Origin of the sequence: Pseudomonas sp. IT-P2, assembly GCF_949767575.1 — a bacterium.
Lineage (GTDB): Bacteria > Pseudomonadota > Gammaproteobacteria > Pseudomonadales > Pseudomonadaceae > Aquipseudomonas > Aquipseudomonas pharyngis.
In genome coordinates, this window is sequence record NZ_CATKQA010000011.1 from 42,105 (window position 1) to 68,501 (window position 26,397).

The 26,397-nt window shown below is 64.3% G+C and carries 8 protein-coding genes; 5 read left to right on the top strand and 3 right to left on the bottom strand.

All coding sequences use genetic code 11. The features are described from left to right. Window positions 1-52 precede the first annotated feature (52 nt). The 3 genes from ACM6JM_RS07060 to ACM6JM_RS07070 form a co-directional block, all read right to left on the bottom strand. Window positions 53-1,486, bottom strand: a complete 1,434-nt coding sequence (locus tag ACM6JM_RS07060; RefSeq protein WP_074690722.1) for a catalase — start codon at window positions 1,484-1,486, stop codon at window positions 53-55. A gap of 136 nt (window positions 1,487-1,622) precedes the next feature. Beyond that, a complete protein-coding gene (locus ACM6JM_RS07065; RefSeq protein ID WP_074690723.1) occupies window positions 1,623-2,039 on the bottom strand; it encodes an organic hydroperoxide resistance protein in 417 nt (138 codons plus the stop codon). A gap of 40 nt (window positions 2,040-2,079) precedes the next feature. Then, window positions 2,080-2,484, bottom strand: a complete 405-nt coding sequence (locus ACM6JM_RS07070) for a hypothetical protein (RefSeq protein ID WP_074690724.1) — start codon at window positions 2,482-2,484, stop codon at window positions 2,080-2,082. A gap of 812 nt (window positions 2,485-3,296) precedes the next feature. Here ACM6JM_RS07070 and ACM6JM_RS07075 point away from each other — a divergent pair. From ACM6JM_RS07075 to ACM6JM_RS07095, 5 genes are read left to right on the top strand one after another with little or no spacing between them, the layout of a single operon-like run. Further along, complete coding sequence (locus tag ACM6JM_RS07075) at window positions 3,297-12,305, top strand: non-ribosomal peptide synthetase (RefSeq protein WP_134333831.1); 9,009 nt, start codon at window positions 3,297-3,299, stop codon at window positions 12,303-12,305. Then, on the top strand, window positions 12,302-16,414 hold the full coding sequence (locus ACM6JM_RS07080) for a non-ribosomal peptide synthetase (RefSeq protein ID WP_134333830.1): 4,113 nt from the start codon (window positions 12,302-12,304) through the stop codon (window positions 16,412-16,414). Before ACM6JM_RS07075 ends, ACM6JM_RS07080 begins: the two co-directional genes overlap by 4 nt. After that, on the top strand, window positions 16,414-25,509 hold the full coding sequence (locus ACM6JM_RS07085; protein WP_372240805.1) for an amino acid adenylation domain-containing protein: 9,096 nt from the start codon (window positions 16,414-16,416) through the stop codon (window positions 25,507-25,509). The genes ACM6JM_RS07080 and ACM6JM_RS07085 overlap by 1 nt, the downstream gene beginning before the upstream one ends. Then, window positions 25,506-26,189, top strand: a complete 684-nt coding sequence (locus tag ACM6JM_RS07090) for a hypothetical protein (protein ID WP_081353136.1) — start codon at window positions 25,506-25,508, stop codon at window positions 26,187-26,189. Before ACM6JM_RS07085 ends, ACM6JM_RS07090 begins: the two co-directional genes overlap by 4 nt. Next, window positions 26,182-26,388: an MbtH family protein gene (locus ACM6JM_RS07095; protein ID WP_074690728.1), complete on the top strand. Its 207-nt coding sequence runs from the start codon at window positions 26,182-26,184 to the stop codon at window positions 26,386-26,388. Before ACM6JM_RS07090 ends, ACM6JM_RS07095 begins: the two co-directional genes overlap by 8 nt. Window positions 26,389-26,397: the final 9 nt, after the last annotated feature.

Consider the following 26,397-nt stretch of genomic DNA (forward strand, 5'->3'; position numbering starts at 1 on the left):
CAAACAGGATCAATCCTGCTTGTCCTGCTTGCCTTGCTTACGCCATTGCGGATCAGCCCAGTGCTTCGATGGCCTGTGCAACACCCGCACCGTATGCCGGATCGGCCTGGGTGCAGTTATCGATGTGGCGTTGCCGGGTCTGGGCGCTGGCGCCATGGATCGAGCGCGCGGTGTTCTCGAACAAGACCTGTTGCTGGGCGGGGGACATGGCCCGGAACAGTGCGCCCGGTTGCGAGAAGTAGTCGTCGTCCTCGCGGTGATTCCAGTGCCCGGCGCTGCCTTTGAGGGCCAGCGGCGGTTCGCTGAAATCCGGTTGCTCGGCCCACTCGCCATAGCTGTTGGGCTCGTAGCCGATTGTGCTTCCCGCGTTCGCATCGGTGCGCATCTGGCCGTCCCGGTGATAGCTGTTGACCCGGCAGCGCGGCGCGTTCACCGGGATCTGATGATGGTTGACGCCGACGCGATAGCGCTGGGCATCGCCATAGGAGAACAGCCGGGCCTGAAGCATTTTGTCCGGTGAGAAGCTGATGCCGGGCACCACGTTGGCCGGGTTGAAGGCCGCCTGTTCGACGTCGGCGAAGTAGTTGTCCGGGTTGCGGTTGAGCTCGAGCACGCCGACTTCGATCAACGGGTAATCCGCGTGGGGCCAGACTTTGGTCAGGTCGAACGGGTTGATTGGGTAGGTCTCGGCGTCCAGCTCCGGCATCACTTGTACGTAGAGCTTCCATTGCGGGAAGTGGCCTTCCTCGATGGCGTTGTACAGGTCGCGCTGGGCGCTTTCGCGGTCATCGCCGATCAGTGTCGCGGCTTGTTGATCGGTCAGGTTCTCGATGCCTTGTTGAGTCTTCCAGGTGAACTTCACCCAGAAACGTTCGTTCGCCGGGCTGATGAAACTGAAGGTGTGGCTGCCGAAACCGTGCATGTGGCGGTAGGTGCGCGGCAGGCCACGATCGCTCATGACAATCGTGACCTGATGCAGCGCTTCCGGCAGTAAGGTCCAGAAATCCCAGTTGTTGCGCGCGCTGCGCATGTTGGTGCGCGGGTCGCGTTTGACCGCATGGTTGAGGTCGGGGAATTTCAACGGGTCGCGCAGAAAGAACACCGGCGTGTTGTTGCCCACCAGATCCCAGTTGCCTTGTTCGGTGTAGAACTTGATGGCGAATCCACGGATATCGCGCTCGGCATCCGCCGCGCCACGTTCACCGGCCACGGTCGAGAAACGGACGAACACATCGGTGGTCTTGCCCACGCTGGAAAACAGCCTGGCCTTGGTGAAGCGGCTGATGTCATGGGTGACGGTGAAGGTGCCGAACGCACCGGAACCCTTGGCGTGCATGCGCCGCTCCGGAATGACCTCCCGATCGAAGTGCGCCAGTTTTTCCAGCAACCATACGTCCTGCAACAGCATCGGGCCCCTGGGGCCGGCGGTCTGTACGTTGTTGTTATCAACCACGGGCGCGCCCGCGGCAGTCGTCAGCTTGTTCATGCGCAACTCCTGGCTTTTGTCGGTTTCCCGCCATCACATCAAAAGCCTTGGGCGCGATCTATTGCACCTTGGTGTCGCCGGATAGTACGAAGGTGTGGTTGGAAGATTGGGCGTTTTGCTGTCGGCAAAAGACGGATCAGGCGAGGGTGATGCTGACCTTGATGTTGTTGCGCGTGGCCTTGGAGTAGGGGCAGTTCTGGTGCGCTGCGTCGATCAGCTGGAGCGCCACTTGCGGTTCGATATCCGGCAGTGACACAGCCAGTTGAGCCTTAAGGAAAAAACCTTGTTCCCCGTGGACCAGGTCGATTTGAGCATCCACCCCGGCCATGGCCGGAAAAACGATCTTGCGCGCATTGCAGGCGTGGCGCAGTGAGCCGAGGAAACAGGCCGACCAGCACACGGCGAACAATTGCTCGGGGTTGGTTCCGGAGCCGGGCGCACCCGGGGGCGACAGCTTGAGATCCAGTCGGCCATCGTCACTGCGTCCTGTGCCCTCGCGGCCGCCTGTGGTGCAGGTATGTGCGGAGTAGAGGGTTTTTTCGATATCGATCATGGGCATTCCCTGAAAAGCATTTCACAGCGTGGAGGGCGGTTCATGTGGCCCGCGTGGGTTCATGACATTCCCGTGCAGATGCACCCGCCAGCGCGTCGGCCGTGGCCACGGCATCAGCGCCGCGATGGCCAAGATTGTCGAGCAGGGTCGAGCGGGCGATTTCGATCAGCCAGGCGCGAAACGGAAAGCTCGGGTCATGGGCGGCCTGTTCCTGGTAGAGCGCCCTGAAGGCTTGCTGGACGAGGCTGCCGGTGTCTTCGCGACGGATCCGCCCAGCCTGCACCTGACCTTCGTAGAAGGCGATGAGCAACGGTGTCACCGTCGCGAACAGCTGTTGCGCCTCACCCCGGCCATGCCGGACGGCGCCCGCGACCAAGGCATACAATTCGTCGTTGCCGAGCCGGTCTGACTCGCACAGGCAAGTGTTGCGATAACCTTCAGCCATGGTCGAATCCCTCGCAAAACCATCGTTCGACTGAGCGCGGCTGCCGGAAAGATTTGCAGGTGGCCCGGCGTTCAGCGGTGAGATTCAAGCCTGCCTTCACAGCCGAATGACTGCCAGTTATGCGTTGTTAGCGCTTGTTAGCGCCCGGCTATCGAGGTAGGTCGCGCGGTGACTTTTTCGCTGGCCACTCAAGACGCTGCAGCGGTTTTCGATGCCCTTGGCCTGCAGGAAACGGCGGTACGGTGTACGAGCATTTTTGACATCCCTGTCCCTTTGCCATCGTCACAACCATGTAGGAAACGTCCGATATTTATTTAGCAAATTTCCTACATTTTGTTTGCCTCCCTAACAAAAAACGTGGTTATTATCCGCCGGCGCTTCGGGTCACAAACCCGGCGCCAGAAGATTGCCGTGTGTCTACAGACCCGGCAGTCGCAGCCGATCGGGACCACCCTGGCGCTGTCATCCCCGCGCAGGTTGTTCCTCGTCGTTGACCCTCAAATGGAAGTCGAGGTTTCAATTGGTCACGCGGTTTGCAATCGTCGATGCAATGAACGGGGCGACGTCTGTCGCCAATGATCCGGCCCACTTTCCAGTTGCCTGCGCCGACCGCGCGGCGGCGTTTTTCTCCAGCCTGTCTCCCCCCGAATTTCTCCGTGTGCCCGCGTTCAACGCGAGTCTGCACGCGCGCGCCGCGCCATCCTCCTGAATTCGAATGACCGTGCCGGCATCTGATGCCGGGGCCTGACTGGCGGGGCATTTTTGTCCCGGCCTGATCACAAAAATAAAGTAGTCATGGACGGTAGCCTCCGATGCTCGATAACACTTCCTTGCGTGGGACGAATCCCGCGCAGCCCGACGTTTGCTCCTTGAAACCGTTCGATGCAGACCTGTGCGTGCACGGCCTGTTTGAAGCGCAGGTGCGGCGCAACCCCGAGGCCATCGCCGTACGCTGGCAGCAGGAGGCGCTCAGTTATCGTGAACTGAACACCCGCGCCAACCGGTTGGCCCATCACCTGCGCAAGCTCGGGGTCGGGCCGGACGTGCCGGTCGGACTGTGTCTGGAGCGTTCGCTGGAGATGTTGGTCGGCGTACTCGCGGTGCTCAAGGCCGGCGGCGCCTATGTGCCGCTGGACCCGGCGTATCCGCAGGCGCGGCTGGCGCACATGCTGGCCGACAGCGCACCGCCGGTGGTACTGACCCACGGCCACGCGCGCGATGTTTTGCGGGCGGCGCTCCAACAGTCGGCGACCACCCCGACGCTGCTGGATCTGGCCGACGCCAGTGATTGGGCTTCGCTCCCGGCAGACAACCCCGATCCTCACACGATCGGCCTGACACCCCGGCACCTGGCTTACGTGATCTACACCTCCGGCTCCACCGGCACCCCGAAAGGCGTGATGGTCGAGCACCGCGGACTGGTTGCGGTGAGCGCTGACTGGGCGCAACTCTATGAGTTGGGCGAGCCGATCAAACACCTGCAAATGGCCGGTTTTTCCTTCGACGTGTTCAGCGCCGACCTGATCCGTGCGCTGGGTTTTGGCGGCACGCTGGTGCTCTGCCCACGGGACACTCTGATGGATCCGCCGGCTCTGTATCGGCTGATGCGCGAGTCGCAGATTGGCTTTGCCGACTTCGTGCCGGCGCTGCTCAATCCACTGTTGGCGTGGGTCGAAGAGACCGGCCACGACCTGTCGTTCCTGCGCACCGTGGTCTGCGGCTCCGACATCTGGACCGCCCACAGCGCGCGGCAATTGCGCAGGCTGTGCGGTGATCGCGTGCAGATCGTCCAGGCCTACGGCGTGACTGAAGCGAGCATCGACAGCACCTGTTTCGAGCTCACCGAAAACAGCCAGATCGACCCAGTGCTGCCCATCGGCCGGGCACTGCCCAACACCCGGATTTACCTGCTCGACGTTGACGGCGCACCGGTTGCCGAGGGTGTCGCGGGCGAGCTGTACATCGGTGGCGTCGGCGTGGCGCGCGGTTATTTGAACCTGCCGCAACTGACCGCCGAGCGTTTCATCGACAGCCCGTTCGTGGCGGGCGAGCGTCTGTATCGCACCGGCGATCTGGCGCGTTACCGGGCCGACGGCCAACTGGAATTCCTCGGCCGCAACGATTCCCAGGCCAAATTGCGCGGCCTGCGTCTGGAACTGGGGGAAATCGAAACCCGGTTGGCGGACATTCCGGGCGTGCGCGAATGCGTGGTGTTGCTGCGCCAGGACAGTCCCGGTGAACCGCGATTGGTCGCCTACTACTGCGAAAAACCAGACTCAACGCTGAGCCCGCGCTCACTGCGCGAACAACTGCAAATCAGCCTGCCGGACTACATGGTGCCAACCGCCTTCGTGCGTCTCGATGCACTGCCGCTGACCGCCAACGGCAAGGTCGATCGGCCAAATCTGCCGGCGCCGGACGTTGAGGCGTTCGATCAGCAGGAGTACCAGGCACCACAAGGCCCGCTGGAAACCGCGCTCGCCGCAATCTGGGCCGACGTGCTCGGCGTCGAGCGGGTGGGGCGTCAGGATCAGTTCTTCGCCCTCGGTGGTCACTCGCTGCTGGTGATGCGCGTGCTGGCGCAGGTTCGTCATGCGCTGGGGCTGGAAGTGGCGCCTTCGACGCTGTTTGCCGCACCGGTTCTGGCGGCGTTCGCCGAACGGCTGCAAGCCAGTCAGGCCGCGGCTCGCCCGGCCATCACAGCCCTTGAACGCACGGGCGCGCAAACGTTGTCGTCTGCTCAGCAGCGCCTGTGGTTTCTGGCACAGATGGAGGGGGGCAATGCGGCGTATCACATGCCGCTGAACCTGCGTTTGCGCGGTTCGCTGAACGTGCCGGCACTGGAACGCAGCTTCAATCAACTGGTGGCGCGCCATGCGGCGTTACGCACGACGTTCATCGCCGTTGAAGGGGAAGGGCGGCAATGGGTTGCGCCGCCTGCGCACAGTGTCCGGCTGACGGTGACTGACGTGCAGGGGCTCGATGCGCAAGAACGCCTGAGCCGCTTGATCGACGAGGAAGGCGCCAGACCCTTCGACCTGAGCCGGGGCCCGCTGATGCGGGTCAGCCTGCTGCGGCTGGCGGCGGATGACCATGTCTTGCTGCTGACCCAGCATCACATCATTTCTGACGGCTGGTCGATGGGTGTGCTCACCCGCGAGCTCGGTCAGCTGTACGCAGCGGCGTTGCAGGATCGCGACGATCCGCTGCCGCCCATGCCGGTGCAGTACGTGGATTACGCGGTGTGGCAAAAGCAATGGCTGTCCGGCGACGTGCTGGAGCAGCAAAGCCGTTACTGGCGCGAAACCCTCACCGGCGCGCCGGTGCTGCTGGAGTTGCCGACCGATCACAAGCGCCCACCCGTGCAGGATTATCTCGGCGGCTTTGTCCCGCTGGTCTTCGATGCCGCCCTGACCGCACGCCTGAAAGCCTTGGGCATGCAGCAAGGCACCACGCTGTTCATGACTCTGCTGGCCGGTTTTTCGCTGTTGCTGTCGCGTCTTTCCGGGCAAGGCGACGTGGTGATCGGCGTGCCATCGGCCAACCGCCCGCAGCAGGAACTGGAAGGGCTGATCGGTTTCTTCGTCAACACCCTCGCGCTGCGCATGACTCAGTCCGGGACGCCGTCGGTGGGGCAATGGCTGCAACAGGCACGGCGAGTGGCGCTGGAGGCTCAGGAACATCAGGACCTGCCGTTCGAGCAAGTGGTGGAATTGCTCAACCCGCCGCGCAGCCTGGCCCACAGTCCGCTGTTCCAGGTGCTGTTTGCCTGGGAACAGGATCAGGATTCCGATCTGCTGCTGACCGGGCTCGACGTTACGCCGGTCGAGAGCAGCCATCACGTGGCCAAGTTCGATCTGCAACTGGCGCTCCATGAGCGCGACGGGCAGATCGTCGGCGGTCTTGAATATGCCTCGGGCCTGTTCGAGCGCGGCACCGTCGAGCAGTTCGGCGAGTACTTGCGCCGAGTGCTGACGCAGATGGTCGAGGACAGCGAGCAGTCGCTGGCCGCGATCAAGCTGCTGAACGCCGAGCAGCACCAGCAAATCGTTCATGACTGGAACCGCACCGCGTGGGATACCGTGTCGTTGCCCGGTTGCGTGGCGCGTTTTGAAACCCTTGCCCGGCAGGCGCCCGACGCCGTGGCGCTGCTCGCCGACCGTGAGCAAATGAGTTACGGCGAACTGAATCGCGCGGCCAACCGCCTAGCGCATTACCTGATCGAACAAGGTGTCGGCCCCGAACATCGCGTCGGCCTGTGCCTGGAACGCTCGCCGCACATGGTCATCGGCCTGCTGGCGATCCTCAAGGCCGGTGCGGCGTACGTGCCGTTTGACCCGGCTTACCCGAGCGAGCGTCTGGCATTCATGTTCAGCGATGCGGCGCCGACCCTGCTGCTGACCCAGTCGAGCCTGATGACCGGGCTGCCGGCCAACGAGGCGAAAGTCTGCTGCCTGGACACAGACGCAGCGCAATGGGCACAACACCCGACGGATGATCCGCAAGTCACGGTGAGCCCGGAAAACCTCGGCTACGTGCTCTACACCTCCGGCTCCACCGGACGCCCGAAAGGCGTGGCCCACAGCCGTCGTGCGCTGGACAACCTGATTGGCTGGCAGCTCGATCAAGCCACGGCACCGCAGCGCGTCCTGCAATTCGCCTCGCTGAACTTCGACGTCTCCTTCCAGGAAATCTGCAGCACGCTGTGTCAGGGCGGCAGCCTGTTGCTGATGACCGAAGACAGCCGCAAGGACCTCGCCGCGCTGCGCCCGACTCTGGTGGCCGAAGGCGTGCAGCGGGCGTTCCTGCCGTTCGCCGTGTTGCAGCAACTCGCCGGCCTGACCGAGGCCGATGCACCGATGCCGCTTGGTGGGTGCGAAATCATCACCGCCGGTGAAGCCCTGCAAATCAACGACGAGCTGCGCGGTTTTGTCCGTGGGCTCGGTGGCGCGCAGTTGCACAACCAGTACGGGCCGACCGAAACCCATGTGGTCAGCCAGTTCAGCCTTGACTGCAACGAGGCCGAGTTCTGGCCGGACGCGCCGCCCATTGGCCGTCCCATCGCCAACGCGCGGCTGTACGTGCTGGACGAGCACTTGAATCCGGTCCCGGTCGGTGTGGCGGGCGAGTTGTACATCGCTGGCGCCTGCCTGGCCCGAGGGTATCTGAACCGTCCGGACCTGACCGCCGAACGTTTCCTGCCGGATCCGTTCAGCGCCGAGCCGGGCGCACGGATGTACCGCAGCGGCGACCTCGCGAAATTCCAGGCCGATGGCAACGTGCAGTACCTGGGACGCATCGACCAACAGGTGAAATTGCGCGGCTTCCGCATCGAACTCGGCGAGATCGACAGCCTGTTGCATCAACAACCCGGTGTGCAGGAAGCCGCCGTGTTGCTGCGCGAAGACGTGGTCGGGGACAAGCGTCTGGTGGCCTATGTGGTCGGCACCGCGACCCCTGAATGCCTGCGTGCCGAACTGCAACGCCAGTTGCCCGAACACATGATCCCGAGTGCCTGGGTTCGCCTGTCGCAATTGCCGCTGACCCGCAACGGCAAGCTCGACCGCCAGGCGCTGCCGGCACCGGAACGCAGCGCCGGGGCGACCTACGAGGCGCCGCGCAATGACACCGAACGGCAAATGGCCGAGATCTGGGCCGAAGTGCTCAAGTGCGAGCGGGTCGGGATCCACGACAACTTCTTCGACCTCGGCGGCCACTCGCTGCTGGCGACGCGGATGATCTACGCGATCAACCAGCGCATGGGCGCGCAACTGTCCCTGAGCAGTCTGTTCCAGACCCCGGTGTTGCTGGATCTGGCGGCGCAGGTGTCGCGTGAAGAGCAAAGCGTTGAACCGGCATTCCTCCAGATCGAGCCGGATCGCAGTAATCGGCATGAACCATTCCCTCTGACCGATATCCAGCAAGCCTACTGGTTCGGTCGTGAGGCCACGGTCAGCCTCGGCGGCGTCAGTGCCCACGGTTACGAAGAACTGCGCATTCCCGAGTTCGACGCCGAGCGTTTCGAACAAGCCTTGAACCGCATGATCCTGCGCCACGACATGCTGCGCGTGGTGTTCCTCAGCGACGGCACGCAACAGGTGCTGGCGCAGGTGCCGACCTATCGCATGCCGCGCAGCGATCTGCGCGGGTTGCCCGCCGATGTGGCGCAGCGCACGCTGGAAGCGACCCGCGAACGTCAGTCCCATCAGGTGCTGGACGCCAGTCGCTGGCCGCTGTTCGAGTTCAGCCTGTCGTTACTCGATGACGGCATCACCCATTTGCACATCAGCCTCGACGCGCTGATCGTCGACGCCGCGAGCACGCAGATTCTCGCCCGCGAACTCATGGCGTTCTACGTCGATCCGAACCTGGAGCTGGCGGAACCGGGCCTGACCTTCCGCGACTATGTGCTGGCCGAACAGCAGCTGCGTAATGGCCGCCGCTACGAGCAGGCGCTGGGCTACTGGCGTGAGCGGGTGACCACGTTGGCCCCGGCGCCGGACCTGCCGCTGGTACGCCAGCCGGAAAGCATCGCCAACCCGCACTTCACCCGCCGCGACCGCGACATGTCGGCGGCGCAGTGGACGCAGCTCAAAGCCGTGGCCAAACAGTTTGCCGTGACGCCATCGGTGATGCTGCTGACCGCGTTCAGCGAAGTGCTGGCGCTGTGGAGCCGCACCCCACGTTTCACCCTGAGCCTGCCGCTGTTCAACCGCATGCCGCTGCACAGCGATGTCGACGAAATCATTGGCGACTTCACCTCGCTGGTGCTGCTGGAAGTCGGTATCGACGGTTCGCAGAGCTTCACCGACAAGGCCCGCGCGGTGCAGGCGCAACTGTGGCGCGACATCGACCATTCGGTGGTCAGCGGCGTGCGGGTACTGCGCGAATTGTCCCAGGCCCGGGGCGTGCAGCAGACGGCGATGCCGATCGTGTTCAACAGCACGCTCTCGGAAGCGGCGCCGGAACTGGCCGAATTCAACCTCGCCGACGCGTTGAACGCGCGGCACATGCACAGCATCACCCAGACCCCGCAAGTGTGGCTCGACCACACGTTGCTGGAGCTGGAAGGGCGGCTGCTGTTCAACTGGGACAGCATCGACGAACTGTTCCCGCAAGGCATGATCGAGCAGATGTTCGTCGCCTATAACACCCTGCTCGACAGCCTTTGCGAGCCGGCAGCCTGGGGCGCGAATACGCCACAACTGCTGCCGCAGGCACGCTTGCCGGCACCGGTCGACCGTCAGCAAACGCTGCCATTGATGCACGAACTGTTCGAACGTCAGGCCCGCGCCACACCGGATGCCCTGGCGGTGATCGGTACGCGGCAACTGACGTACGCCCAGCTTCGCTTTGAGGCCCGGCAACTCGGCGCCCGACTGCAAGCGCAGGGTGTCCTGCCGAACCGCTTGGTGGCGGTGGTGATGGAGCGCGGTTGGGAGCAAGTGGTCGCAACGCTGGCGATTCTGTATGCCGGCGGCGCTTACCTGCCGATCGAACCGACTCAGCCGGCGGAACGGCTGCGGCATATTCTGGAACGGGCGGAGGCGAGTCTGGCCCTGACCCAACCGGCGCTGCTCGACAAAATCGAATGGCCGGCGCAGGTGACGGCCATCGCGGTGGCCGATGAAATCTCGAACGATGAACTGCCACTGCAACCGGTGCAGGTGAACGAAAGCGACCTCGCCTACGTGATCTACACCTCCGGCTCCACCGGTCAGCCGAAAGGCGTGGTGATCGACCATCGCGGCGCGGTCAACACCTTGCTCGACATCAACCGGCGCTTTGCCGTCGGCCCGACTGACCGCGTATTGGCGATCTCGTCGCTGAGCTTCGACCTGTCGGTCTATGACTTCTTCGGCACCCTCGCCGTGGGCGCGGCGGTGGTCATCCTCGAACCGCAACTGTCACTCGATCCGGTGCACTGGCTGGCGTTGATCGAACGTCATCGGGTCAGCCTGTGGAACTCGGTGCCGGCGCTGCTCGGCATGCTGGTCGAGTACGTAGAGGGCGAGGGCGGCACGTTGCCCGCCAGCCTGCGGGTGGCGATGCTGTCCGGTGACTGGATTCCCCTTACCTTGCCCGCGCGGGCCTGGGCTTTGCAGCCGGAGTTGCAGTTGATCAGCCTGGGCGGCGCCACCGAAGCGTCGATCTGGTCGATCTATTATCCGGTGAAGCACGTCGACCCGACCTGGCGCAGCATCCCCTACGGCAAGGCCCTCGATCATCAGCGTTTCTACGTGCTGGACGAAGCATTGCAGGTTCGCCCAACTTGGGTCGCGGGTCAGCTGTACATCGGCGGCATCGGTCTGGCCAAAGGTTACTGGCGCGATGAAAAACTCAGCGCGGGCAGTTTCTTCGATCATCCACTGACCGGCGAACGGCTGTATCGCACGGGCGACCTGGGACGCTTGCTGCCGGACGGCAACATCGAATTCCTCGGTCGCGAAGACAATCAGGTCAAGGTCCAGGGCTATCGCATCGAGCTGGGCGAGATCGAAGCCGCGCTCAATCGCCATCCCGGCGTGCAGAGCGCGGTGGTGCGGATTCTCGGCAGCACGCTGGGCGAGAAGCGTCTGGCGGGTTACGTGCTCAAGGCCGATCCGGCGTTGCAGGCCAGCGATTTCAGCGCGTACCTGAGCGACAAGCTGCCGGCCTACATGATTCCGCCGTCGTTCACCTTTGTTGAAGCCTGGCCGTTGTCGTCCAACGGCAAGGTCGACAAGAAACGCCTGCCGGAACCGGAGCAGATCGAGGAACAAGGGCCGGCGCTCGAAGTCGAGGGCCCGCAGGAGCAACGGCTGGTGGAAATCGTGCAGGACGTGCTCAAGCGCGATTCCATTGCCGCCAACGCCAATCTGCTGAACCTCGGCGCAACGTCGATCGATATCGTCAGGATCAGCAACGCCTTGTCCGGCGCCTTGCAGTTCCGCCCGCACGTGGCGCAATTGCTGGCCCAACCGACGCTGCTGCATCTGCTTGGCATGTACCGCCAGAACCGGGCGCGGCAGGATCTGCTCGGCAACGTGCAGCAGGCCTCGGAGCCCGTGCAGGACATCATCGAAGATCCCCAGCAGCGGGCGCAGTTCAAGGCCGAACAGCGTGGACGCCGCGACTTCGCTCAAGCCTTGCCGGCAGTGGCACTGGATCTGCCGCAAGACCCGGCCTTCGCCCGGCGTTTGAGCGATTACCGCTCGGTGCGTCAATACGATCTTCAACCGATCGCCACCCAGGCCTTTGCCCATGTGTTGGCGGCACTGGCCCAGGGGCAACTCGACGGCGAGGTGAAATACCAGTTCCCGTCGGCGGGCGGGCTGTACCCGATTCAGGCGTACCTCTACGTCAAGCCGGATCGCGTGCTTGGCGTGCCCGGTGGCGCGTATTACTACGATCCCCGCCAGCATCGTCTGCTGGCGCTCCAGAGCGGAGCGCTCGACCCGGACACCTACGACTATTTCGTCAACCGTCCGGTGTATGAGAACGCCGCGTTCTCGCTGTTTTTCATCGCCGACATGGCGGCGATTCGCCCGCTGTATGGCGAGCGCAGCCGCGACTTCTGCCACATCGAAAGCGGCGCCATGGCCCAGTTGCTGAGCATGACTGCCGTCGAGCACGGTCTGGGCCTTTGCGGTATCGGCTCGGTCGAGGAGCAGCAACTGACGACGCTGTTCGATCTCGGGCCGAGCCATGAATTGATCTACTCGATGATCGGCGGCCTGCGCACGGCCGATGAACAACACCGCGCGCCAGTCGAGGTGTTTGCCAGCGAGCCTGTGACCGCCAGCCTGGACGATGAAGACATGGAGGAGTTCGAAGTATGAATGCCGATCAATTGCTGGCGTTGTTCGCTCGCCATGGTGTGGTGCTCGAAGTGGACGGTGACAGGCTGCGCTGCAAGGCGCCGCGCGGTTTTCTCACCGAAGAACTGACCCTGGCGCTCAAACGTCACAAACAGGAACTGATCGCCTTGCTCGGCGGGCACGATGACGCGGCGATTCCCCGCCGATCCGGCACGCACACGTCCTGGCCGTTGTCCTTCTCGCAGCGGCAACTGTGGTTTCTCGATCAACTGGAACCCGGCAACCCGTTCTACAACGTGCCGACGGCGGTAACGCTGAAAGGGCAGTTGGACGTCGCGCAGCTGGAGCGGGCGCTCAACCAACTGGTGGCCCGCCACGAAATCCTGCGCACGACGTTTCGCAGCGTCGACGGCGAACCGCGTCAGGTGGTGCATCCGTCGATGCCGCTGTCGTTGTCGGTGACGGATCTGCGCCAATTGCCTGCCGAAGAGCGCGAGCAGCACGTGCGATCCGCCGTCGAGCAGGACGCCCGGGCGCCATTCGATCTGGCCAGCGGGCCGTTGCTGCGGGCGTCGTTACTGCGCGTGGCCGACGATGAATACCTGTGGCTGTACAGCGTGCATCACATCATCGCCGACGGCTGGTCGATGGGCGTGATCCTGCACGAAGTCGCCACGCTGTACGGCGATTATCTGCGTGGTGAAACCCCGACGCTTGCGCCGTTGCCGGTGCAATACGCCGACTACGCCTGCTGGCAGCAACAGCGAGTGGGCGGCGCCGCGCTGGACGCACAGCTCGATTACTGGCGGCGCACCCTGGACGACGCGCCGCTGGTATCGACGTTGCCCGCCGACCGGCCGCGCCCGTTGGTGCAGCGCTATGTCGGGGCCACGTTCAGTTCCTCCGTCGATGGCGGCACCTTGCGCGAACTCACGGCGCTGGCCCGGCAGACTCAGGGCACGCTGTTCAACGTGCTGCTGGGCGCATTGGCGGTGCTGCTGTGGCGCCACAGCGGTCAGCAGGATCTGTGCATCGGCACACCGTTCGCCAACCGCAATCGCCCGGAAGTCGAGCCGCTGATCGGCCATTTCGTCAACACGCTGGTGCTGCGTCAGCGCCTGAATCCACAGCAGACCTTCGCCGAACTGCTGCGCGAGGTGCGTGGCCAGATGCTCGACGTCCACGCCCATCAGGACGTGCCGTTCGACCGCGTGGTCGAAGCCGTCAACCCGCCGCGCGATCCCGGTCATTCGCCGTTGTTCCAGGTGATGCTGGTGTTGCAGAACACACCGGGCAACGCGGTGCAGATGCCCGGCCTGGAACTCGCGCCGTACGGCACCAGCAGCGCCACGGCCAAGTTCGATCTGGCGTTCGAATGGGTCGAGCGGGCAGGGCGGCTGGACTTGCTGGTGGAATACAACACCGACCTCTACGACATCGCGACCATCCAACGCCTGAGCGGGCACTACCGACATCTGCTCGAACAGATCGCCGCCGACGCCAAGCAACCGATCAATGCCTTGCCATTGATGAACGAAGCGGAGCGTCAGCAGGTGCTGGTGGACTTCAACCGCGCCGCGCCACTCACGCAAACGGCGCCCTGCGTGCATCAACTGGTTGAAGCGCAGGCCGCGAGCAACCCTCAGGCCTGCGCAGTGGTCTTCGAGGGCGAATCCCTGAGCTACGCCGAACTCAATGCCCGGGCCAATCGGCTGGCGCGGCACTTGCGCACCTTGGGCGTCGGCCCTGATGTGCGCGTGGCGGTGTGCATCGAGCGTTCGCTGGAGTTGCCGGTGGCGCTGCTGGCGGTGCTCAAGGCCGGTGGCGCTTACGTGCCGCTGGATCCGGATTATCCGTTGGGTCGTCTGAGTCATATGCTCGGCGACAGCACGCCGGCGGTGCTGCTGACCCTTGGTTCGGCGCACGGGATTTTGCGCCAAGCCGTGCAAGGCTCGACCTGGGAAGCGCCGATCCTCGACCTCGAACAAGATGCCGCGAGCTGGGCGTCGTTGCCGGCGGACAATCTTGATCCGCGCCATGTCGGCGTCACCCCGGACCATCTCGCCTACGTGATCTACACCTCCGGCACCACCGGGTTGCCCAAGGGCGCGATGGTCGCCCACCGTGGCTTGAGCAATCTGCTGCTGTGGTGTTTGCAGGTCTGCGGCGAAGCAGGGGCGATGCTGCACAAGATCCCGTTCGGTTTCGATGCTTCGGCCTGGGAGACCTTCTGGCCGTTGGCAACCGGCGGGCGATTGGTTATTGCGCGACCCGGCGGGCATTACGAACCGGCGTATCTGACCCGCGAGGTGCGCGAACGGAAGGTCACGGCGCTGGTGTTCGTGCCGGCGATGTTGCAGCTGTTTCTGGAAGTCGACGAGGTCAGCCAGTGTGGGTCGCTGACCGATGTGTTCAGCGGCGGCGGTGAACTGCCGCCAGCCCTGGCGCGGCGCTTTCAGGAACGTCTGCCCCATGCGCGGCTGCACAACGTCTACGGCCCGACCGAAACCACGGTGATCAACAGCATCTGGACCCTGGAGCCCGGCGCCGAGGTGCCGGCCCGGCAACTGCCGATCGGTCGGCCGATTGCCAACAACCGTTTTTACGTGCTCGATGACCGCGACCAGCCGGTGCCGGTGGGCGTGACCGGGCATCTGCACATCGGCGGCGTTGGCGTCGCTCGGGGTTATCTGGGGCTGGCGCAGCTCAGTGCCGAGCGCTTTATCGACAACCCGTTTGTGGCAGGGGATCGGCTCTATCGCAGCGGCGATCTGGCGCGTTATCGCCCGGACGGTCAGCTGGAATTTCTCGGTCGCAACGATTTTCAGGTCAAGTTGCGCGGCGTGCGCCTGGAGCTGGGCGAGATCGAAGCCCGGCTCGAAGCGTTTCCTGGCATCCGCAGCGCCGTGGTGCTGATGGTCGGCGAAGCAGCGCAGGACCAGCGGCTGGTGGCCTGCTGTGTGGTGGCCGAACCCGTGGACGAAGCCGCAGTGCACGCCCATCTGGCGACGACACTGCCCAGAGCGGTGATCCCCGGCAGCTATCTGTGGCTCGACGCCTTACCGCTGACCGCCAACGGCAAAGTCGATCGCGCCGCGCTGACGGCAATGGCGGATGACGAGATGGTCAACCGTCAGGTCAACCTGAGCAGCCCGCGCGATCACATCGAACTGGCGCTGTACCAGATCTGGAAAAGCCTGTTGCTGGCACCGCAGATCGGCATTCGCGACAACTTCTTCAACGTCGGCGGCACCTCGATCGCCGCGATCAAGATGGCCCATGAAATCAGCCAGCAGTTCGCGGTCGAAGTGCCGGTGCGCGTGGTGCTCAGCTACCCGACCATTGAAGCGCTGGGGGGCTGGCTGCGGGTCGGGGCGAATCCGGCGCTGGCCCAGAGCAACCTGATCGAATTCCGTCGCGGCAGCGGCCAGCACAACGTGGTGTGCATTCACCCGGCGGGCGGCACGGCGTTCTGTTACCTGTCGCTGGCCAAGGTGCTGCCGGATGAAACCGGCGTGTACGGGGTGCAATCGCCGGGGCTGAATCCGGGGGAGAGCACCGAGCCGACGGTCGAAGCGATGGCCGAGGCTTACTTGCGCCAGATCGAACCGCTGACGCAGCAACCGCTGATCCTCACCGGGCTGTCGTTCGGCGGCCTGGTGGCCTATGAAATGGCGCGGCGGTTGACGGCGGCGGGGCATCGTCAGGTGACGGTGGTGCTGCTCGACACCCAGGGCAGCGACGATCCGGGTTTTCGCGAGCAGATTGGCACCGTGGACATGGCCGAATTCCGCGACAAACTGGTGCGTTTCAATGGCATGTACCCCGGCATCGAAGACGCGCAGGTCGAGCGCTACTTCAACATCTACAACCATAACCGCCTGGCCATGGCCGCCTATGAGTGCGCGCCGCGCGCCGGCCGCGTGGTGCTGATCCAGGCGCGGGAAGATTTCAGCCGCCATCAGTTGCATGAACTGCGCGGCTTCTGGCGTCGCCGCGCGAGCAGCGGTTATCTGGCGAAACTGGTCAGCGGCGGGCACTGGGACATGCTTGAAAGCGCGGAAATCCACCGGGTCTCGCAAATCATCCGTCAGGAGCTGCAACGCTTCGACGCGCAGGAGGCGAAATGATGAGTGCGTCCAAAGACATGCCGTTGCTAGTGCGTTTCGCCGAGCAAGTGCGGCGTAATCCGCAAGCGCCGGCGGTGATTGATCAGTCGGTCACGCTGACTTACGCGGAACTGGCCAGCGCGAGCGAACGTATCGCCCGAGGATTGCTGGCGCGCGGTGTCGAACCCGGCCAGTCGCTGGCGTTGTGCATGCCGCGTTGCTGGCAATGGTTGGCGGCGATTCTCGGCGCCCTGAAAGTCGGCGCGGTGGTGGTGCCGCTGGATCGCGCCAGCCCACGCAAACGCCGGGAACTGATGCTGGCGGATGCGGCGTGTGTCGGTCTGATTACCCTGGACGAAGAACCGCTGTGGTCGCCGTCACTGTGGCAAACCAGTGTCGAGGCCTTGCTCGATCAGCCGGACGCTCCGCCGCAAACACTGGCCGAAGACTTTGCCGAGGTGATGTTCCTGTTCTACACCTCGGGCACCACCGGCACGCCAAAAGCAGTCGAGGTGGGTGAGCGCGGCCTGCTGCGTCTGGCGCACACCGACGGCTATATCGAGATTCGCCCGACGGACCGGTTTGCCTGCCTGTCCAACCCGGCGTTCGATGCGTGCAGTTTCGAACTGTGGGCGCCGCTGCTCAACGGCGGCTGCTGCGTGATGATCGCCGACGAGGACGTGCTGGATGCGCGTCGACTGGCCGAGGTGCTGGAGCGCACCCAGGTCGACAATCTGTTCATGACCGTGTCGCTGTTCAATACGTTGATTGCCGAGTGGCCGTCGTGCTTTTCCAGCGTACGTCAGGTGCTGATCGGCGGTGAGCAGATCAGCGCTGCCGCCGTGCGCGGCTGGTATCGGGCCAACCCTGAGAGCCGCTGCCGGATCTTCAACGTCTACGGCCCCACCGAATGCACCACGTTTGCCCTGTGCTGGCCGATCAGCCGCGATTTTGCCGGTGACTCGGCGCCCATTGGCCGACCGTTGCCGGACACCGGCGTGCAGGTGCTGGATGAGCAGCAACGCCCGGTGCCGGCGGGCGAGGTCGGCGAGCTGTATTTGAGTGGCGGCGGTGTCGCCCGTGGCTACCGCAACCGGCGCGAAGAAACCGCTCGCCAGTTCGTCCGTTTGCCCGACCTCGACGGTGGCGCTCAGGTGCATTACCGCACCGGCGATCTGGTGCGACGCAATGCCGAAGGCTTGATCGAGTACCTGGGGCGGGTCGACCGGCAGGTGAAGATTCGTGGCTTCCGGATCGAGCCGGGGGAGGTGGAGCAACGGATCCTGGAGCATCCAGGCGTGGCGCAGGTGTACGTCTGCACCCGGCGTCAGGCGGCAGAAGATCATCAGTTGCTGGCGTTCATCGTGCCTCGCGGGGATCTGGACTATCAGGAATTCGAAAACCATCTGCGGGCACAACTGGCACCGTATATGCGGCCGCATCAGCTGTTCCTGCTGGAGCGCCTGCCGCTGACGGCCAATGGCAAGATCGATCGTGATGGCTTGCTGGCCCAAGGGTTGAGTCCGTGGCATCCAGTCCTGGCGGCTACGGATAACGAAAACGCTTCACCGGCGCTGGACTGGTTGCTGAGTCAGGCCCGCTCGCTGCTCGGCCAACCGGCCCTGAGCGCGCAGGACGACTGGCTGGGCAGTGGCGGCGATTCGCTCAAGGCCCTGCGCCTGCGTTCGGCAATTCGTGTCCACTGGCAGCGAGAGATCGCCATCGATACGTTGCTCAACGAGCCTTTCTCGTCATTGGCCGCACAACTGAGCGGTGAGACGAACGGCGAGTCGATTTACCCACCCGCGCCTCCGATCAGCAGCGCCAGACGCCTGCCGGCCACCGCCGAACAGCGCCGGCTGTGGCTGTTGCAACAACGCTCACCGACCTCGACTGCTTACAGCGTACCGCTGATTCTGCATCTGGCGGCAGGTGTCGAAGTTGCGGCACTGGCCGAGGCTTTGGGGCGTCTGGTGCAGCGTCATGCGGGGTTGCGCACGGCATTTGTGGCGGGTGCCGATGGACTGGATCAGGTAATCGCCGAGCAGGGGCCGACCTGCCGCACCTTCGCGGTCGGGCATTTCACCGAGGACAACTGGCAGGCCTTCGCCGAGCTGGTGTTCGCCGCGCCGTTCGACCTGACCACACCCAACCTGTTTCAGGCCTGGCTGTTGCCGTTCGCCGATGGCAGCTGCCGGCTGTTGCTGAACCTGCATCACATCATCGTCGATGGCTGGTCGGTGAACCTGTTGTTCGATGACCTGACGCAGCTTTACGCCGATGCCCTGCAAGGCCGCGACAGCCTGCAACCGGCCGCCCGATTGACGACGCTGGAGTTTGGCCAGTGGCAGCGCCAGTGGAGCGTCGATCCGCATTATCGCGCCCAGCGCCGCGCACTCGCCGAGTTGCATCGCCGTCAGGAAGAGCCGTCGCCTGCATTGATGCCAATGCGCGAAATCAGCCCCGACGCCCGGTTGCACCGCGAACCCTTGGGCACCCTGCGCAGTGCGGCTCTTGAGCGCTTTTGCACCCAACAACGGCTGACCCGTTTCGAAGTGCTGTTCAGCGTCTTCGCCTGGAGCCTGTACGCCCTGACCGGGTGCGAGCGGCCACGGATCGCCAGCCCGGTGGCCAACCGGCCACTGGCGGAGTTCGAAGACACGGTCGGCATGTTTGCCAACACCGTGCTGATCCCCACTGCCGTTGAAAATGCATTGCCCCTGAGCGAGCAGTTGCGCAAACAGAGTGCCACCGTGCGTGAAGTGCTGGCGTTGCAGGACGTGGCGCTGGCGGATCTAGTGGAAGACCTGCGGCTGTCGTCGAGCCCCTCGCTGTTCGACTTCATGTTCGTGCTGGAAAACACTGACTACGCCGCACTGGCCGACTCGAACCTGCACGCCACGCTGGCATTCAACGAGCAGTTACACGCCAAGTGCCCGTTGACGTTGTTGATGGTGGGCAGCGGTTCGCAGCTGGAATGCTGGTGGGAATATCAGTGCAGCTATTTCGATGCCGAACAGATGCGGGCGTTGAACGCGCTGTTCCGCCGGGGTCTGGATCTGTTGCTGGAAAACCCGGCGGCCAACCTCGAAGATTTGCTCGGTCCGTATCGACGTGGTTTGCCACCGGCCAGCGAGGGGCCCCGAACTGCGCTGCCGTTCAACACACTGGCGGACGGGTTCGAGCATCAAGTGCATTGCACGCCGGAGGCGGTCGCGCTGGTTCAAGGCCAGCACCGCCTCAGCTACAGCGAACTGAATGCGCTGGCCGATACTCTGGCGGCCACCCTGATCGAGCGTCATCCCTTGGCGACCGGGAACGCGCCGCTGCATGTCGTGCTGTTCCTCGATGCCTCGGTAGAACACATCGTCGCCTTGCTGGCGCTGGCCAAACTCAACCTGACCGCCGTGCCGCTCGACCCTGCTTATCCGGTGGCGATCCAGCGTCAGGTGCTGGAGCAGGCGCAGCCTCTGTGTGTGCTGTTCAGCGACGCGACCAAGGCTGCACTGGATGACCTGAACGCCGGACGATTCGCCACCCATCGGGTCGATCTGCGCGCCGATGCCGGAACGTTCGAGCGTCCACGCCACGCTGGCGAACGGCCGCTGTACACGCTGTTCACCTCCGGATCGACCGGCACACCGAAAGGCGTGCAGGTGTCGGAACGCACCCTGTGCAACCTGCTGCAATGGCAGCGCACCGGAGGGCAGTTGCCGGCGAAAGCGGTGACCCTGCAGTTCTCGATGCTGTCGTTCGATGTGTCGTTCCAGGAGATTTTCAGCACCCTGTGCGGCGGCGGCTGTTATCACCTGATCACGCCGCGCTGGCGTCAGGACGCCGAGGCGTTGCTGGATTACATGGTCGAGGCGCGAATCGAGCGCCTGTTTCTGCCGTACGTGGCCTTGCAGCATCTGGCGCAAACCGCCGTGAGTCGGGGCATTTACCCGTTGGCGTTGCGTGAGGTGATCACGGCCGGCGAGCAATTGCTCTGCACCGATGCGCTGCGCAACTGGTTCGACGGCATGCCGCACGCGTCGCTGTTCAACCACTATGGCCCGACCGAAACCCACGTGGTCAGCGCCTTGCGCCTGCCGCCCGTGGCGCGGGACTGGCCATTGCGCGCGCCGATCGGCCATGCCGTCGGCAATGCGCGGTTGCTGCTGGTGGATGAGCACGACCGCCCGGTGCCGATCGGCAGTCGCGGCTATCTGTTGGTGGCCGGGCCGATGGTTGCCCGCTGTTATCTGGCCGATCCTGCCCTGAACGCCGCACGGTTTGTCGAGCTGGCAGACGGCTGTTTGTACTACCGCACCGGCGATCTGGCGTGGGCCGATGCCCGGGGCTGCCTGCATTACCTGGGGCGTGACGATCAGCAGATCAAACTCAGCGGCCATCGTCTGGAACTGGGGCAGATCGAGGCGGCGCTGATGCAGATGCCGGAAGTGGTCAACGCGGTGGTCGCGGTGCAGGCCGATCCGCCACGGCTGATTGCCTGGCTGCAACTCGATGGTCAACCTGCGACATCCGGCGAGCTGGATCGTCAGGTTGCACGGTGGCTGCCGGCCCATGTGCGAATCGATGAATACCGGCGGATCGACCTCTGGCCACGCACCCCCAGCGGCAAGATCGACCGTAAGGCCTTGCCGAATCTGGGCGAGGCGATGGAGCGGCGCAGCACGCCACAACCGGTTGTTCAACTGAGTGCACTGGAACGGCAACTCAGCGAGTTGTTCCAGGCTGTGATCGGCCGTGACATCGAGCCGGAACAGACCTTCTTCGAGGCCGGCGCCACCAGCCTCGGCCTCATGCGTTTGCATGGCCGTTACGCCGAAGAACTGCCGCACAAGGTGACGATGGCCGATCTGTTCGAACACGTCACGGTGCGGCGTCTGGCTGCGCACCTGTCGACGGCGCCGGTGGCAGCGGCGGAGCGTATACGGCAGACCGATGCAGGCCATCAGCCGATGGCGATCATCGGCATGGCGGTCAATGTGGCCGGGGCGCAGAATCTGTCCGAATTCTGGGCCATGGTGCAAGGCAATGAGCTGGGCATCGAGCACTTTGCTGCCGAAGAAGGCCTGGTCGGTGCCCGCAGCCAACTGGCGGGCATGCTCGATTTCGATCCCGAGTACTTCGGCATCAGCCGTCAGGAAGCACGGCTGATGGACCCGCAACAGCGGCATCTGCTGATGGCCTGCGTGCAGGCCCTGCAACACGCGGCCATCGTCCCGTCGGCGGATGGTCCGCGCATCGGTCTGATCGCCAGTTGCGGCGAAACCACGTACTTCCAGCAGATGCTGCGCGAAACCGCCGACGACGATCTGCCGGACGGTTTTCAACTGGCGCTGCACCACGACAAGGATTTTCTGGCGACCAAAGCCGCGTATCACCTGGACCTCAACGGCCCGGCCCTGAGCGTGCAGGCTGCGTGTGGCAGTTCGCTGATCGCCGTGCACCTGGCCAGTTCGATGCTGCGCCAGGGCGACAGCGACGTGATGCTCGCGGCCGGGGTGCTGATCGATCCGACCCTGACCGAGGGCTATCGGCATCGCTCGCAGCACATCTTTTCCGCCGACGGTCTGTGCCGTCCATTCAGCGATGACGCCAGCGGCACCCTCGGCGCCAGTGGCTACGGCGTGGTGGTGCTCAAACCGCTGGCCAAGGCGCGGGCCGATGGTGACCGGATCTATGCGTTGGTCGAAGGCTCGGCGTTGAACAACGATGGCCGGGCCAAGATGAGTTACACCGCGCCGTCGGTGGCGGGGCAGAGCGCGGTCATCCGCGATGCCTTGAACCGGGCCGGATTGACCGGTGCCGACATCGGCTACATCGAGGCCCACGGCACCGGCACCTTGCTGGGCGATCCGATCGAAGTCGCGGCGTTGACCAAGGCTTTCGGCGATGCGCCGGTCGGTCATTGCGCGCTGGCCTCGGTGAAAAGCCAGATCGGTCATTTGGGCGCGGCGGCGGGGGTGGTCGGGCTGATTCGCGCCAGTCTCGCGGTGTTCCATGGCGTGCTGCCGCCGAACCTTGGTTTTGGCCGGATTAACCCGCAGATCGACCTGGAACATTCGCCGTTCTATGTGCCGACCACGTCTCGGCCATGGCCGCAAGGGCGGCGGCGACTGGCCGGTGTCAGCAGTTTCGGGATTGGCGGGACCAACGCGCATGTCATCGTTGGTGCTGCGCCCACGGCGCAGGAAGGGCGGGAGGAAACGTCACCGTTGCTGATGATTTCGGCTCACAGCCGGGCGGAGTTGCTGCGCGATATCGCGGTGATTCGTGAATACCTGCATGCGAACCCGGAACAGCAGACTGCGTTGCTGCGGCACTTGCAGTCAGGTCGCCGGCAGTTGCGCTGGCGCTTCGCAATGGTTTGTGGGACGGGTGAGGCCATTCCATTGCAGCCGACAGCGATCAAGGAAATCACGCTCTCAAGCGCGCAGGTGATCGCCCGTGATCAATCGCCGCAGGAGCTGCTGGACGCCTGGTACGAAGGCGCGAATATCCAGTGGCCGCAGCGCTCGGCACCGCCGCCCTGGGATTTGCCGCCGTCATCGTTCGATCTTCAGTCGTATCGTTTCCAGACGCCTGTAGCTGCTGAACCTGAAGCGCCAGCCCTGGCGCGGCAACCGCTGGCGGACTGGTTCCACCAGCGCCAGTGGGTGCGCACCCGGCGATTGAGCGCGACAGCCACGACCCGATCCCGTGAGGTGCTGATCCTGTGTAGCCATGACGCGCCCGAATCGACCTTGCTGGCGAGCCTGAACACTGTCTATCGGCGCGTGATTCAAGTGCGCACCGGCAATGGCTTCAAGCGCTTGAGCGCGGACCGTTTCGAGCTTGATCCGCTGGACATCGAAGCCCTGAACCGCGTGCTCGCCGAGGTCGCAGAACCTGAACTCGGCGAACTCGACTGGCTGCATGCCTTGCCGCTGGCGGTGTCGGGCGCGGTCAACGAGCAATCGCTGGATCTGGCGCAGTGGGCCTGTCTGGACACGGTCAGTGCGCTGATGCAGGTCTGGGGGCAAACACCGCGCACGACACGGCTGCGGTTGTGGTTGATGTCATGGCAGGCATGCCCGGTGGACGGCGAGGTTCAGCGCCCCGAACTGGCAGCGCTGGCCGGCATCACTGAAGTGGTGCCGCAGGAATACCCGGTGCGTTGCCACTGGCTGGACTGGCCTTCGTCACGCCTCGAAACGCAGGCCGGCGAGTTGGCAGCGTTGCTTGCCGATCCGGTTTCATTGCCTCGGCGAATGGCGGTGCGCGATGGTTACCTGTGGCAGCCACGCTTGCTGCCTCAGCCATTGACCGGCCCAGCAACGACATCAGGGCTTCTGCCGGAAGACGGCACGTTTCTCGTGCTGGGCGGCAGCGGCGGCATCGGCCGGACCTTGTGCGAACACCTGCTGCAGGCGCCTGCACGCCGAGTGGTGCTGCTCTCGCGTCAGGGGCAACTGCCTGCGTCTCTGACGGCTTACGCTTCGCGGATCGACTGCATCAAAGCGGACATCGCCGACCTGCCGCGCTGGCCGCAGGTACTCGATCAACTGGCCGTTCGTTACGGTCGTCTGAGCGGGGTGATTCATGCGGCGGGCGTCGGTGCGGGCAGTCTGATTCGCCTCCGCAATGCCCGACAAATGGCCGAGGCCATGGCCGCCAAGACTCGCGGCATGCTGGCGGTCGAGGCGTTGATCGAACACCTGACACCGGGTTTTGTCCTGTATTGCTCGTCAATGTCGGCACTGTTCGGCGGCGCGGGGCATCTGGACTACGCGGCGGCCAGCGGGGTACTTGACGGCTTCACTCACTATTGCCCGAACCCCGCCGACACTTGCTTGCGACTGGGGATCAACTGGGACATCTGGCGCGACATCGGCATGGCCACCACCAGCAACGGTGGAGACGCCGCGCATCTGGAGCATCTGACGGTTGGCCTGTCGGCGGAAGAGGGCTGTCGGGTGTTCGATCTGGCGATGGCGACGCAGTTGCCTCAGTTGCTGATCTCCACCACCGGCATCGACACGGCGCGGCGGTTTTATCCGGTTCGCCACGGTGCCGTGGCCGCAGCGGTCGAGGCGCCGAAGGGCGTGGATCTGTCGGCGCGCCTGCGTGAGTGCCTGTGCAAGTGGCTCGGTGTGGCCGAGCTGGAAGATGACGATTCGTTGTACGACCTGGGCGCGGATTCGCTGACGCTGCTCGACCTGATCGACGAGCTGCAAGCGGCCACGGGTGAGGTATTCCAGCTGTCGCAATTCAGCCACAAGGTCAGCCTGAGCGAGGTGCTGGGGCTGGTCTCGACCGCCACGGTTGAAGAGGCGCCCCCTGCTGCACCGCACGGCTGGCACGACGCGGTGCGGATCGATCAGTGGCATGCCGGTGCCGGCCGTGATTGGCTGTACCTGATCCACCCGGTGGGTGGCGATGTTCAGGCCTATCGGGAACTGGTCTCGGCGCTGCCGGCGGAGCTGGGCGTTTGCGTGATCGCCGACCCGGCGCTGCGCCTGCCGCAGTTGCCGAACATCAGCGTGGAGGAGCGTGCACGCTGGTATCTGGCGGCGATCAAGGTCCATCTTCCGCACGGCTGCACCTGGCGTCTGGCCGGTTGGTCGTTCGGCGCATGGGTGGCGCAGGCGCTGTGTCAACAGGCCCAGGTCGACGGCTTCAGGCAGCCATTGTTGTACCTGATCGACCCACCCGCGCCGGATGCCGGGGCGCAACTGGCCGGCATCGACGAGCAGACCATCGAGCAGGTGTTCCAGCGCGAGTTCGCCCAGCGCTGGCCGGAGGTCGAAGGGCAGGGCATGGCCGAGGAACGTCAGGCGTATCTGCAACGGCTGACCGTGTGCTGCCGCAATAACATGGCCAGCATGGTCGTCTTCCGACCGCCAGAGCTGGCGACCACAGCGGTGCGGTTGTTCATCGCCGGGCACGCCAATCCTTACGGGCTGGGCAATGCCTGGAATCCGGATGACCTGCAACGCAACTGGCAGGCCTTGCTGCCGCAGTTGCGCAGTTGGCAAACCCTCGACACCGATCACTACGGCATCGTCGCGGGCCGCTGGGCGCGGTTGATGGCCGAAGTCATCGGTACGGATGAGCCGGCGCCATGAATGAACCGATCTCGATGCCGCAATGGTGGCTGGCCTTGACCAAGGTGTTGTGCGAAGCCGAGCCGAACGCGGCCTTGCGCTTGAGGCAACTGCAGGGTCAGGTGCCGTTTCAGCTGTTTCATCGCTGGCAGGCCGACGTGGTCATGCCGATGCTCGGCGAAGCCTTGCCGGAACACCGGCAGGCGCTGCTCGCGTTGCAAAGCCTGCATCAGCGGGCGGCGCTCGGCGTGCTCGGGCGTCAGGGCGAATGGCGGGCCACGCTCAAACCGGTGTTGCTGGCGCTGTATCGCAAGGCCTACGCCTATAACGCGGCGTATGCCAAGGCTCACGCCAGTGCGCTGGCCTACGGCCTCGCACCGGCCAACATCGCCATGATTGCCGAGCACTTCGGCGATGCCGAGGCGTTCGCCGAGTACTACGCGCAACTCAATACCGAGGCGGCCGCCACCGCGTTTGCCCAGGCTCATGCCAGCGCCAATGCCGAGGTGTCGGCCCGGGCTTTCGCGGACGACGATGCAGACACCTGCGCTCAGGTCTGCGGGGCGTCCGTGCGGGTTTACGTCGGGGCCTGCGCTTCGAGCGACGAACAGCGGCAGGCCGCACTCAACCATCTCGCCGCCGGGCTCGACCGGAGTCTGGCCACGCTGCAATCCCGTTCAACAGGAGAACGACATGAATGACGCACACCTGCAATTCGATGTGGTGATCAACGCTCAGGGCCAGTATTCCCTGTGGCCGGCGGGCAAGCCGATGGCCAGCGGCTGGAGCGAGGCGGGGATGCGCGGCGAACGCCAAATCTGTCTGGATTACATCAACGAACACTGGATCGACATGCGCCCGCGTTCGCTGCGCGAGCAGTCATCAGCGTCGTTCCAATAAAAAGGGTGA

Excerpts from the sequence above, each read along its gene's own strand:
- ACM6JM_RS07060 (WP_074690722.1), bottom strand. The coding sequence starts at position 1,486 with ATGAACAAGCTGACGACTGCCGCGGGCGCGCCCGTGGTTGATAACAAC.
- ACM6JM_RS07095 (WP_074690728.1), top strand. The coding sequence starts at position 26,182 with ATGAATGACGCACACCTGCAATTCGATGTGGTGATCAACGCTCAGGGC.
- ACM6JM_RS07065 (WP_074690723.1), bottom strand. The coding sequence starts at position 2,039 with ATGATCGATATCGAAAAAACCCTCTACTCCGCACATACCTGCACCACA.
- ACM6JM_RS07070 (WP_074690724.1), bottom strand. The coding sequence starts at position 2,484 with ATGGCTGAAGGTTATCGCAACACTTGCCTGTGCGAGTCAGACCGGCTC.
- ACM6JM_RS07080 (WP_134333830.1), top strand. The coding sequence starts at position 12,302 with ATGAATGCCGATCAATTGCTGGCGTTGTTCGCTCGCCATGGTGTGGTG.
- ACM6JM_RS07075 (WP_134333831.1), top strand. The coding sequence starts at position 3,297 with ATGCTCGATAACACTTCCTTGCGTGGGACGAATCCCGCGCAGCCCGAC.
- ACM6JM_RS07090 (WP_081353136.1), top strand. The coding sequence starts at position 25,506 with ATGAATGAACCGATCTCGATGCCGCAATGGTGGCTGGCCTTGACCAAG.
- ACM6JM_RS07085 (WP_372240805.1), top strand. The coding sequence starts at position 16,414 with ATGAGTGCGTCCAAAGACATGCCGTTGCTAGTGCGTTTCGCCGAGCAA.